General features: G+C 59.9%; 9 protein-coding genes. 7 read left to right on the top strand and 2 right to left on the bottom strand.

Going from position 1 to position 12819, the window contains the following annotated elements; translation table 11 throughout:
• Nucleotides 1-556: 556 nt before the first annotated feature.
• The 5 genes from NCHU2750_RS10895 (at nucleotide 557) to exoR (ending at nucleotide 8251) form a co-directional block, all read left to right on the top strand.
• Nucleotides 557-1210, top strand: a complete 654-nt coding sequence (locus tag NCHU2750_RS10895; RefSeq protein WP_119940460.1) for a protein-L-isoaspartate O-methyltransferase family protein — start codon at nucleotides 557-559, stop codon at nucleotides 1208-1210.
• Between the two features lie 230 nt (nucleotides 1211-1440).
• On the top strand, nucleotides 1441-2343 hold the full coding sequence (locus tag NCHU2750_RS10890) for a DUF2497 domain-containing protein (protein WP_119940458.1): 903 nt from the start codon (nucleotides 1441-1443) through the stop codon (nucleotides 2341-2343).
• 134 nt (nucleotides 2344-2477) lie between these two features.
• Nucleotides 2478-5393, top strand: a complete 2916-nt coding sequence (locus tag NCHU2750_RS10885; RefSeq protein ID WP_119940456.1) for a valine--tRNA ligase — start codon at nucleotides 2478-2480, stop codon at nucleotides 5391-5393.
• Nucleotides 5394-5755: 362 nt separating this feature from the next.
• Nucleotides 5756-6988: an OmpP1/FadL family transporter gene (locus tag NCHU2750_RS10880; protein ID WP_119940455.1), complete on the top strand. Its 1233-nt coding sequence runs from the start codon at nucleotides 5756-5758 to the stop codon at nucleotides 6986-6988.
• A gap of 492 nt (nucleotides 6989-7480) precedes the next feature.
• The gene (gene exoR, locus NCHU2750_RS10875) at nucleotides 7481-8251 is read left to right on the top strand and encodes an exopolysaccharide production regulator ExoR (protein WP_502703786.1); all 771 of its coding nucleotides are present in this window, start codon (nucleotides 7481-7483) and stop codon (nucleotides 8249-8251) included.
• Nucleotides 8252-8328: 77 nt separating this feature from the next.
• Here exoR and xth read toward each other — a convergent pair whose 3' ends face one another.
• Both xth and erpA read right to left on the bottom strand, forming a co-directional pair.
• Complete coding sequence (gene xth / locus NCHU2750_RS10870) at nucleotides 8329-9138, bottom strand: exodeoxyribonuclease III (protein WP_119940451.1); 810 nt, start codon at nucleotides 9136-9138, stop codon at nucleotides 8329-8331.
• Between the two features lie 89 nt (nucleotides 9139-9227).
• Nucleotides 9228-9557, bottom strand: a complete 330-nt coding sequence (gene erpA / locus NCHU2750_RS10865) for an iron-sulfur cluster insertion protein ErpA (protein ID WP_119940450.1) — start codon at nucleotides 9555-9557, stop codon at nucleotides 9228-9230.
• Nucleotides 9558-9745: 188 nt separating this feature from the next.
• On the opposite strand from erpA, the gene NCHU2750_RS10860 reads away from it, so the two are divergent.
• Together NCHU2750_RS10860 and argS are read left to right on the top strand one after the other, a co-directional pair.
• The gene (locus NCHU2750_RS10860) at nucleotides 9746-10963 is read left to right on the top strand and encodes a deoxyguanosinetriphosphate triphosphohydrolase (RefSeq protein ID WP_119943217.1); all 1218 of its coding nucleotides are present in this window, start codon (nucleotides 9746-9748) and stop codon (nucleotides 10961-10963) included.
• A gap of 63 nt (nucleotides 10964-11026) precedes the next feature.
• Complete coding sequence (argS, locus tag NCHU2750_RS10855) at nucleotides 11027-12784, top strand: arginine--tRNA ligase (RefSeq protein WP_119940448.1); 1758 nt, start codon at nucleotides 11027-11029, stop codon at nucleotides 12782-12784.
• Nucleotides 12785-12819 lie beyond the last annotated feature (35 nt).

Below are 12819 nucleotides of genomic sequence, written 5' to 3'. Positions count from 1 at the left end.
CGTTGATGGATGCAAGATACGACCGGTAGCCCAGGTCTTAGATGAACAGCATCGAGACCACGAATACAAAGGCTGCACCGACTACCAGGAGATTGAGGGGGTAAGTACGTCCCATGTCTGCCTCCTTGCGTTGACTGTCAGAGTTTATGTCGCTTCTGTGGCAAATGGGAAGCATAAACTTGTGCTGCGACGCAGCGCCGCGGCGGTCTCCGAATTTGCTTTTTTGCGATAAGAAATTGTTTTTATTGTATTATTCCTGTTTTCATCATGGTTTATCGGCGGTTAAAAATCGCTATTCTGCTGTTAACAACTGATATCTTTCGTGACAGGTTCGCGTCGAATCGTGACCTCCGCCAGCGACGCTTGTGCGCTTGCGAAGAGGTTTTCGTGTCACGCCGGGATAGGCTTTGGCGACATCTGGACGGCCTGGCTCATGGCCGGCGGCGGCCGCAGGACGGGTTTTTTCCTGTGCGGGCCTGCGCTGTCTTGAAACCACCGCCGCTCGCCAGTAAGACGGGTGGTGAGCAGTCGTGAGACCGTATTCGAGGCACAGGACATGATAGATTTCGAGGCCGCCCGGGTTAAGATGGTGGAAAGCCAGATCCGGACAACTGACGTGACGTCGCACTCCGTTCTGCGGGCCTTCCTGTCCGTGCCGCGCGAGGCGTTCGTGCCGGAAAAGGTCAAGGCACTGGCTTATGCCGATGCGGATATCGCGCTGGCTCCGGGCCGTTACATGATGGATGCATCGCCGCTGGCAAAGCTGTTGCAGGCAGCAGAGATTTCCAAGGACGACCGTGTTCTTCTTCTGGGTGCCGGAAGCGGCTATGTGGCGGCGCTGCTGTCGCAGCTTGCCGGTTCTGTGACTGCTCTTGAAGTCGATGCCAGCCTTGCCGAGCAGGCACGCGCCAATCTGGCGTCGTTCAACTGTCCTAATGTGACGGTCGTCACTGGCGACATGGCGCAGGGGCATGCGGCGTCTTCTCCCTACGAGCTGATCTTCGTCGACGGTGCGATCGAGGAAGTGCCTTCGGTGCTTCTCGAGCAGCTTTCCGAAGGCGGGCGGCTTGTCGCCGTCGTCGGTTACGGCAATGCGGCGCAGGCCAAGGTGCTGCTTCGCGAGCATGGCGCGATTTCGGAAAGCTCCCGTTTCAATCTCTCCATCAAGCCTTTGCCGGGCTTCGTGAAGGCGAAGGAATTCGTGTTCTGAGGCCTGACAGGTTGACGCGACGTAACAGGGAGGCGCCGGTCGCCTCCTTTTTTATTGCCCGCTATTTCAGCCGCTCGCCTGTGGCGGGAGAGACTCAGATGCGCGCAAAATCTGTGTATCGCCGCATCTCGCGCTTTGCGTCTCATTGTGTCTGACGGCCAAGCGCCTACAGTAAAGCGAGTTCGGCCCTGATCATCGGGCCAGAGGCACTCGCCAATTACGAGGACGAAATGGCTCAGCCAAATGTAGCGCGTGAACCCTCCATGGAGGAGATCCTGGCATCGATCCGCAGGATCATCGAAAGCAACGATCCGACATCGGATGCGGCTGCGCTTCACGACGCGTCATCCTCCTATGCCGACGACGAGATCGAGGATTTCGACGAGGGCTCCTTCGTACCGGATATGGTGGCCAATGATCCCGGCCTGCCGCGCGCGCCGGAGCCTGTCGCTGCCACTGCCGTGGTTTCCGCACCCGCGGAGAAGTCGATGTCGCTTGCCGATGTTGCGGCCCGCGTTCGCGCCGCTTCTGCACGACACCAGGACATGGCGACCTCACGATCGACGACACGCGACGAGGACGCCGGGCTACCCCCGTTGCAGCCAAGCGCTGCCGAGGTGGATTTCGCAAAGCCGACGCCTTTCCGCGAAACCTCCGCTTCCATCGTTTCGCTGCCCATGCCGGAGCTGCGCCCCGCGCTGGTTGAACCGCTGCAGAGCGTGCCTGCGGTCTTGCCAGAGCCGGTGTCTGTCGCAACGGAACCGGCAGCTGCCGTCGAGATGACGGCAGAGGAGCCGGTCTCCGCGCCTGTGCCTGCCGTCGTATCTCCCGAGCCTGTCGCTGAGCCGACCGTTTCCGCAGATCTCTCTTCTGCTCCGGTTTCCGCGCCGGCGATCACCTCGATGTCCGCCATGGCCGGGCTTCTGTCCGAGGCGGCTGGTGCCCAGGTGGCCAAGTCCTTCGGCGAACTCGCCGAGGTTTTCGACGGGCTTGAACGCCGCTCGGTCGAGGACATGGCGCAGGAAATGCTGCGGCCGATGCTGCAGGAATGGCTGGACGACAACCTGCCGACGCTGGTCGAGCGCCTCGTGCGCGAAGAGATCGAGCGCGTGGCCCGCGGTCCCCGCAGGTAATTGGGCCGCTAATTCTGCCGCATGTGTCAATGAATATGGCCGCTCCGGCAACGGGGCGGCTTTTTTATTGACTTGCCACCCCCCACGTCTTTAACAACCCTGCATCTCATTCAGAAATAAAAACGGGTCAGGAAATGCTCGAGAAGACCTACGATTCCGCCGCCGTCGAACCGAAGATCGCAAAAGCCTGGGACGATGCGGATGCATTCCGCGCCGGCGCCAATGCCAAGCCGGGTGCGGAAACCTTCACCATCGTGATCCCGCCGCCGAACGTTACCGGCTCGCTGCATATGGGCCACGCGCTCAACAATACGCTGCAGGACATCATGGTCCGCTTCGAGCGCATGCGCGGCAAGGACGTGCTGTGGCAGCCGGGCATGGACCATGCCGGTATCGCGACACAGATGGTCGTCGAGCGTCAGCTTGCCGAGCGCCAGCAGCCCGGCCGCCGCGACATGGGGCGCGACGCCTTTGTCGACAAGGTATGGGAATGGAAGGCTGAATCCGGCGGGCTGATCTTCAACCAGCTGAAACGCCTCGGCGCTTCCTGCGACTGGTCGCGCGAGCGGTTTACGATGGACGAGGGCCTGTCAAAGGCCGTGCTCGAAGTCTTCGTTTCGCTCTACAAGGAAGGCTTGATCTATCGCGGCAAGCGTCTGGTCAACTGGGACCCGAAATTCGAGACGGCGATTTCCGACCTCGAGGTCGAAAGCCGCGAAGTCGACGGCCATATGTGGCACTTCAAGTACCCGCTGGCCGGCGGCGAGACCTATACCTATGTCGAGAAGGACGCCGACGGAAACGTCGTCCTGTCGGAAGAGCGCAACTATATCTCGATCGCCACGACGCGTCCGGAAACCATGCTGGGCGATGGTGCGGTCGCCGTTCATCCGTCGGATGAACGCTATGCTCCAATCGTCGGCAAGCTCTGCGAAATCCCGGTCGGGCCGAAGGAACATCGGCGTCTGATCCCGATCATTGCCGACGAATATCCGGATCCGACCTTCGGTTCGGGTGCGGTGAAGATCACCGGCGCGCATGACTTCAATGACTATCAGGTCGCCAAGCGCAACAGGATCCCGCTCTACCGCCTGATGGATACGGTTGCTGCGATGCGTGCCGATGGCGACAGCTATGCCGAATGCGCCGCACGGGCCGCCGCCATTACCAGGTCGGGCGAATTGCCAAGCGAGAGCGACGTCGACGAGATCAACCTCGTTCCGGAAGAATATCGCGGTCTCGACCGCATGGTTGCCCGCGCCAAGATCATCGAGGCGATCAATGCCGAGGGGCTTGCCGTCACGGTCAGGGATGCCGAAGGCAACGACATTCCTTACGTCGAGAAGAAAAAGATCATGCAGCCGTTCGGCGACCGCTCCGGCGTCGTCATCGAGCCGATGCTGACCGACCAGTGGTTTGCCGATGCCAAGACCCTGGCAGAGCCGGCAATCGCCTCTGTACGCGAAGGCCGCACCAACTTCGTGCCGAAGAACTGGGACAAGACCTATTTCGAATGGATGGAAAATATCGAGCCTTGGTGCATTTCGCGCCAGCTCTGGTGGGGACACCAGATTCCGGCCTGGTATGGTCCGGACGGCCAGTGCTTCGTCGAAAAGACGGAAGAAGAGGCGCTTGAAGCCGCTGTCCAGCACTATCTGGCGCATGAAGGCCCGTGGAAGGCCTGGGTGCAGGAGAAGCTTGAAAACTTCGAGCCGGGCGAAATCCTGACCCGCGACGAAGACGTGCTCGACACTTGGTTTTCGTCGGCGCTCTGGCCCTTCTCGACGCTCGGCTGGCCAGACAAGACGCCGGAAGTGGCACGCTACTATCCGACCAACGTGCTGGTCACCGGTTTCGACATCATCTTCTTCTGGGTTGCCCGGATGATGATGATGGGCCTTCACTTCATGAAGGACGAGGAAGGCAATCCGGTCGAGCCGTTCAACACGGTCTATGTACACGCGCTGGTTCGCGACAAGAACGGCCAGAAGATGTCGAAGTCGAAGGGCAACGTCATCGACCCGCTCGAACTGATCGACGAATATGGCGCGGACGCATTGCGCTTCACGCTGGCCGTCATGGCAGCGCAGGGCCGCGACGTGAAGCTCGATCCGGCCCGCATTGCCGGTTATCGCAATTTCGGCACCAAGCTGTGGAACGCCACCCGCTTCGGCGAAATGAACGGTGTTGCGCGCAACGCTTCCTTCTCGCCGGACGACGCCAAGCTGACGGTCAACCGCTGGATACTGACCGAGCTGTCGAAAACTGTCGATGAGGTGACGACGGCGATCGAGACCTACCGCTTCAACGAGGCGGCCGGCGGTCTCTACCGTTTCGTCTGGAACCAGGTCTGCGACTGGTATGTCGAACTCCTGAAGCCGGTATTCATGGGCGAGGACGAGCAGGCGAAGGCGGAAGCCCAGGCCTGCATGGCCTATGTCATGGAAAAGACCTATGCGTTGCTGCATCCGTTCATGCCGTTCATGACGGAAGAACTGTGGGCGCATACGGCCGAGCGCGACGGTCTTCTGGCGCATGGCGACTGGCCGGCTGCCGATTTCGGCGACGAGGAAGCGGCCGACGAGATCAACTGGCTGGTCGATCTGGTTTCAGGCCTGCGTTCGGCCCGTTCGGAGATGAACGTGCCGCCGTCCGCGATAGCGCCTCTGATCGTCGTCGGTGCCAATGAGCAGACCGCATTCCGCATGCGCCGCCACGAGGCTGCGATCAAGCGACTGGCGCGTGTCGAAAGCATCGAGCCTGCGGATGTTGCGCCTAAGGGGGCCGCCCAGATCGTCGTCGGCGAGGCGACCGTCTGCCTGCCGCTCGGCAACCTGATCGATCTCGTCGCCGAAAAGGCCCGCATCGAAAAGGCGATCGTCAAGACGGAACAGGAGATGGAGCGCCTCAACAAGAAGCTTTCCAACGAGAAGTTCATCGCCAATGCCGATCCGGACGTGGTCGCAGCCGACCGCGAACGCTATGCCGAACTCGAAGTTCAGCTCGCCAATCTCAAGATCGCGCTGTTGCGGATTTCCGAAGCAGGCTGAATTTCCTCAACGATTCCGACAATCAGATGCCGCATCCGGGAACGGGTGCGGCATTTCTTTTGATGCCTGTGCCGTTCGGCGTGAATTCGAAAATTGTGCGGTTGCTCAGGGGGAGAAAGCCGATCTGTTGCGCTATCGCCACAGGTGCAGGTTCCCACAACATAAAATTCTAGCGGTAGCTGCGATCCGTCAATTCTGCAGGTAATTTTATCCTGCTCCGGTCGATTCTCACTCTGTTGTTGATGGGTTTACGTAAATTTTGAGCGGTTGTGCGCCGCAATCGTCCCGGCAGCCGAAAGTTGTTGTTTAGAGTGATCCATCTACAGTGGGCTTGGTAGAACTTACCAGGAGTGGGAGACGACATGGTAGGAAAATACATCACACGGTCTGCGGCGCTCTTGTTGGCAGCGGGGGGGCTGCATTCACAGGCATTCGCAGGCGGCGTGGAGCGGGGCGGCTATAATATCGACCTTCTGTTCGATCCTTCGCAGGCGGCGTTCGAATCGACGGCGACGTTCGTCATGCCGGATCGCAAGCTGAAAAACGTTCAGGATACCAGCGGAACGACGCCTTTCTCGTTGAACGCACTGGGCTATTCATCCTCCGGGAAAGAGGACGAGGGCTATTGGTCGCCGCGTATCGGCGGCAAGATCGGCTACGAGAATGCCGATTGCATGTTCGATTATTCGCAGCCCTATGGTGCGCATACCAAGCCGGGTGCCAACTGGGCCGGCGCCTATCAGAATATCGAGACCAAGATCAACAGCGACAACTATGCGTTGACCTGTTCGTATCGGTTCGACATGGGACCCGGCCAGTTGCGCGTCATCGGCGGCGGCAATTATCTGGAAATGGACGGGTTCAAGGAAAGCCTGGTCATCGCGCCGGAAGTGCTCGGTGGCCTTCCCTATAACGGTACAGGCCGTCTTGATCTCTCCGGCCATGGTTGGGGATGGCGCGCCGGCGCCGCCTACGAAATCCCCGAATATGCATTTCGCGCCAGCCTCGTCTATTACAGCGAGGTCAAGCTCAATGACGTCTCCGGTACCGTCGACCTGACGCAGGTGCCGAGCGCAGTCAGCCCGCTGGGCGGGTCGGTCATCCCGGTTAGCGGTTCGACCGCGATGCCGGATGCGCTGGAACTCAAGCTGCAAAGCGGCATTGCGCCAGACTGGTTGGCTTTCGGTTCGGTCAAATGGACCGACTGGAGCCAGTTGCAGACCATTCCCTTCTATAGCGCGAGCGGCGCGAAGATCACTGATCTCGAACTCGGCTATCGCGACGGCTGGACGATCACCGGCGGTATTGGCCATAAATTCAACGATCAATGGAGTGCTGCGGCCAGCATCACCTGGGATCGTGGCACGTCTCAGGCCTATGGCAGCCAGTCCGATACCTGGTTGCTCAGCACCGGTGTTGCTTATTCTCCGACCAAGAATGTCGAGATCCGGTTGGGTGGCGTGATCGGACTTATGACCAGCGGTACTTCCAAGTCCATGACCGTCGATGGTGGCACGATCGGTGAAGACGCCACCTACAAGTACGACAGCGATCTCGCCGTAGCCCTGTCGACCTCGCTCAAGGTTCGCTTCTGAGCATTTCTTTTACCACGCCACAAAAGCCCGGTTTCGACCGGGCTTTTTCTTGCGAAACGTTTCCGTGACATCGGAAAAATGTGACGATTTAGCAACATTTGTTTGTGACGATCGCGCCGCGCTTAAGGGGTAGGACTTTTGTCCATTTCCCGCCACAAACGGAGCGCAGCGATAGCTAAGTAAAGAGCGCGGCTTGCGGGGGCTGGCTGTGCATGTTGGAGTATGATGGGCGGGTTTTCCAAAGATAAACGGGGCGTTGTCTGTCCGGGCGAGCGAATTTCTGTTTCGCTTTCCGGTCATGATGCAGCTTTTCGGCAGGGTCCTAGTCTTGCCGAAAATGGTACCTACAGTTTCTCTCGCCTGTCAGGGAGCGGAAGTTTCGGAACACGTCGTCCGGAATTTCTATCCGCAAGGCCAATAATGCACGCCGCGGCAACGTCCTGTGCGCGGGTCGAAAGAAACTGAACCATGCCAAGGTCTAACACCGGATCCATGAGAGTATTGCTTCTTGGACTATCACTGGCGGTCATGTGCGCCGGGTCTGCCTTTGCCTTCGATATCAAGGCAGGGGTGACGAAGGAGTCCGGCCCGTTCGACCTGTTCAAGTTCGGCTTCAAGGCCTACAAGAATGGCCAGAAGGAAGACGCGGTCGAGGCCTATCGTTACGCGGCGGAAAAAGGACATACGGGCTCGCGCTGGGCGCTGGCCAACATGTATGCCGATGGCGACGGCGTGACCAAGGACGATTACGCCGCCTTCAAGATCTATAACGAAATTGCAGCGCAGGGCGTCGAGCCCGGATCGGAAGATACCGGCTTCTTCGTCAACGCGCTTCTGTCGCTTGCCAATTACTACAGCCACGGCATTCCGGGCAGCCCGGTCAAGGTGGACCTCTATCAGGCCCGCCAGCTCTATTTCCAGGTGGCGTCGACTTTCGGTGTCGCCGAGGCGCAGTATCAGCTCGCCAAGATGATGCTGTCGGGCGAGGGCGGCAATGCCAATATCCAGCAGGCCAAGAAGTGGCTGAACCAGGCACGCAAGAGCGGTCATCCGGGCGCCATGGCCGTGTTCGGCAATATCCTGTTCCAGGAAGGCCAGAGCGTGCGGGGGCTGGCTTTCATGACGGCGGCGCTTGACCGTTGTGCACCGAAGGATTGCGGCTGGATGGAACAGCTGCAGGAACAGGCCTTCTCCGTTGCCGACGAGAAGGATCGCCGCGGCGCTGTCACCCTATCGCATCAGATGGTCGCCTCGGAAGACTGATCGGCCGTCTCAACCGGACCTATTGCCCCTAGCACCAGACTAGCGGCGCCTGCCGCTGGAGCCCTTATTGTCGGCCCTTACTGCGTAGCGAAGTCGAATATGCCGACCACCGGAACGTGGTCGGACGGCTTTTCCCAGGCGCGAACATGCTTTTCGATCGAGGTTGCCTTGAGGCGGTCCGCCGCTTCCGGGGAGAGGAGCAGGTGGTCGATGCGGATGCCGTTGTTCTTCGGCCAGGCGCCGGCCTGGTAATCCCAGAAAGAATAAAGCTTGGCCGCGTCCGTCGTGGCACGCACGGCGTCGGTCAGGCCGAGGTTTTCCAGACGGCGGAAGGCTTCCCGCGTCTTGGGCAGAAACAGCGCGTCGGTCGCCCAGACGGCGGGATCGAAGCAGTCATGCGGTTCGGGGATAACATTGTAGTCGCCGGCCAGGATCAGCGGCTCTTCGAGCGCGAGGCAGGTTTCGGCGTGGCGGCGAAGGCGTTCCATCCAGGCGAGCTTGTAGGGATATTTGTCCGGGTCGCCGGCCGGGTTGCCGTTCGGCAGGTAGATCGATGCGACGCGGATCGCGCCGCCTTCGACCGAAAAGACGCATTCGATATAGCGTGACTGCTCGTCCACCGTGCCATCGGCCGCTTCGCCACCCGGCAGGCCGCGCATGACTTCATCGGGCTTCTGCTTCGACAGGATCGCGACGCCGTTGAAGCCCTTCTGGCCGTGGGTCTCGACGTGATAGCCGAGCGATTCGATCTCAAGCCGCGGAAATCCCTCGTCGACGGACTTGATTTCCTGCAGGCAGACGATGTCGGGAGAGCTGTCGGCCAGCCACTGGCGCAGGTTATCGATGCGTGCCTTGACGCCATTGATGTTCCAGGTCGCGATCTTCATGCCTTCACCCTCGTACACGATCCGCTTCTTTTAGCCGATCATGCGCGAGAGAAAAGCCGGATTGCCTGAAAAGCCTCAACAAAGCGATGTCAGATGGCAAAACTCGTGCCGCAGCCGCAGCTTGCAACCGCATTGGGGTTCTTGATCTGGAACGACTGGCCGAGCAGGTTGTCGACGAAATCGATCTCGGAACCGGCCATGTAGACCAGCGACATGCTGTCGATCAGAACCTTGGCACTGCCGTTCTCGACCACGATGTCGTCGGCCTCGGGGGCATCCGCGAGGTCGAACTTGTAGGAGAAGCCGGAACAGCCGCCACCTTCGACGGAGACGCGCAGCGCCTGCTTGACGCCGTCGGCTGCGACAATTTCGGCAATCCGCTTGGCGGCCGAATCGGAGAGGGTTACATTTTCACTCATATTTCGTCTCCTGCCGGGGTGAAGGCCCGGTGAGTTTCAGGCATCGGCCCAAATAACTCGAAGATAGATGTCACCGCCGTTGCGCACGGCCGCACTATAGGTATGAAGACGTGAAGGGCACGTCAATGGTTCTGACGCAATGCTCTGTGCCATTGATGCCGCAGGACGGCGCGAATGCAGGTGAAGGCATGACAATCGATACCCGGACACTTGGCTTCGGCGGCGGCGAGCGTGCCGTCTATGCATCCGACCCCTGGGCCTCCCGCGGACGCATGTTTCCCGAAGACGGCAGCCTGACACGTTCCGAGTTTCAGCGCGACCGCGACCGGATCGTCCATACGACGGCATTCAGGCGGCTGAAGCACAAGACGCAGGTGTTCATCAGCCCCGACGGCGATCATTACCGCACCCGGCTGACGCATACGATCGAGGTGGCGCAGATCGCCCGAGCGCTCGCCCGTGCGCTGAAACTCGACGAGGATCTCGCCGAAGGCGTCGCTCTCGTTCACGATTTCGGCCACACGCCGTTCGGTCATACGGGCGAGGACGCGCTGGACGAGGTGATGAAGCCCTATGGCGGGTTCGACCACAATGCCCAGTCGCTGCGCATCGTCACCAAGCTGGAACGGCGCTATGCGGAATTCGACGGCATCAACCTGACCTGGGAGAGCCTTGAGGGGTTGGTCAAGCATAACGGCCCGCTGATGACGGCGGATGGCGAGGGGCTGAAAGGCCCCGTGCCGCAGCCGATCCGCGATTACTGCCTGCTGCACGACCTGGAGCTTGCAAGCTTTGCCAGCCTGGAGGCGCAGGTCGCGGCGATTTCCGACGATATCGCCTACAATACCCATGATATCGATGACGGGTTGCGCTCGGGGCTTTTGACCTTCGAGATGCTGGAAGAGGTTCCGTTCCTTGCCGGGCTGATGCGACAGGTGCGGGAGAAATATCCGCATTTGGAGGCCAGCCGTTTCGCCTACGAGGTCACGCGCCGGCAGATCACCCATATGGTCGAGGACGTGATCGGCGTGGCGCAGGCCAATCTTGCTGCCGTGAAGCCGCAAAGCGCTGCCGATGTGCGGGCAGCGGGCAGGGTGATCGCCACCTTCTCCCCGGCGATGGCCGAGACCGACAGGCAGATCAAGAAGCTTCTGTTTTCGCGCATTTATCGCCATCCGGACATCATGCGCATCCGCGCCGGTGCTTCGCAAATCGTCACGGACCTGTTCGAGGCCTATATGAACGATCCGACGCTAATGCGCAGCCATTACTGGGTCGATCACATTTCCGGGCTGAAGCTTGCCGCCAAGGCCCGCCACGTCTCCGACTATCTTGCCGGCATGACCGACACTTACGCGATCCGGGTGCATGGGGAGTTGTTTGACCAGACTCCCGATTTGCGCTAGGCCCTCGCGTCAAAGACCAACCGTTTTCCAAGGGTCCGCACGCATGTCGCGCGGATAAGAGATATGAACCTTTTTGCTGACTTCGATCTGAGAATTAAGAATGCGCTGGAAACGATTGATATCGTCAAGGAAAAGCGCGGAGAGGTCGATTTCGGACGCCTGACCGTCGAGCCGCCGCGCGACCAGAGCCATGGCGATGTGGCCACCAATGCGGCGATGGTGCTGGCCAAGCCGCTCGGCACCAATCCGCGGGCGCTGGCGGACCTGATCTCGGTGGCGTTGCGCAACGACCCCGATGTCAGTGAGGTTTCCGTTGCCGGGCCGGGCTTCATCAATATCCGTTTGTCGACCGGCTACTGGCAGCGCCTGCTCGCTTCGGTGATAGAGCAGGGTACGGATTACGGCCGCTCGAAGGTCGGGTCGGGCAAGAAGACCAATGTCGAATATGTTTCCGCCAACCCTACTGGCCCGATGCATGTCGGCCATTGCCGTGGCGCGGTTGTCGGCGATGCCTTGGCCAACCTGTTGGGCTTTGCCGGCTTCGACGTGACGAAGGAATATTACATCAACGACGCCGGCGGGCAGATCGAGGTGCTGGCGCGCTCGGTGTTCCTGCGTTACCGCGAAGCGCTCGGTGAAAATATCGGTGAGATCCCGGCCGGGCTTTATCCGGGCGATTATCTCGTGCCGGTCGGCAAGGAGCTGGCTGCAGAATACGGCCCGCGCCTGCACAACATGCCGGAAGAGGAATGGCTGCCGATCGTCAAGGATCGCGCGGTTGCCGCGATGATGGTGATGATCCGCGAGGATCTCGAAGCGCTCAACGTCCATCACGACGTGTTCTTCTCCGAGCGCACCCTGCATGCGGACGGCGCCAAGGCGATCCGGGCTGCGATCAACGATCTGACCTTCAAGGGGCATGTCTACAAGGGCAAGCTGCCGCCGCCGAAGGGGCAGTTGCCGGAAGACTGGGAAGATCGCGACCAGACGCTGTTCCGCTCCACCGAAGTGGGGGACGATATCGACCGGCCGCTGATCAAGTCGGACGGCAGCTATACCTATTTCGCCGCCGACGTGGCCTACTTCAAGGAGAAGTATGATCGCGGCTTCGACGAGATGATCTATGTGCTTGGTGCCGACCATGGCGGTTATGTGAAGCGGCTTGAAGCTGTCGCACGCGCCGTTTCGGACGGCAAAGCGAAGCTGACGGTGCTGCTGTGCCAGCTGGTCAAGCTCTATCGCGATGGCGAGCCGGTGAAGATGTCGAAGCGTTCCGGCGATTTCGTCACGCTGCGCGAGGTCGTCGACGAGGTCGGACGCGATTCGGTTCGCTTCATGATGCTTTACCGGAAGAATTCCGAGCCGCTCGACTTCGACTTTGCCAAGGTGACGGAGCAGTCCAAAGATAACCCGGTCTTCTACGTACAGTATGCGCATGCCCGTTGCATGTCGGTGTTCCGGCAGGCGAAGGACGCGTTCCCGGATCTCGATGTCGATTCGCTCGACCTTGCCTCGACTGTCGGCGAAATCACCGATCCGAACGAACTTCAGCTTGTCGCGAAGCTTGCCGAATATCCGCGGATCGTCGAGAGCGCCGCGCTTTCGCAGGAGCCGCATCGCATCGCATTTTACCTCTATGACCTGGCCAGCTTCTTCCATGCGCACTGGAATAAAGGTAAAGAACAACCTGAATTACGTTTTGTTAACGATAAAAACCGAGAATTGAGCGTCGCCAGACTTGGGCTGGTGCGTGCTGTCGCTTCCGTATTGAGGTCTGGCCTCACCATTACGGGCACTGCTGCACCAGAGGAAATGCGGTAAAACGCCCTCATTTGCCCACATTGCTCTGGCAGAGC

It is taken from the genome of Neorhizobium sp. NCHU2750 (assembly GCF_003597675.1).
Taxonomy (GTDB): Bacteria; Pseudomonadota; Alphaproteobacteria; order Rhizobiales; family Rhizobiaceae; genus Neorhizobium.
This window is presented reverse-complemented; position numbering and strand designations above follow the sequence as displayed.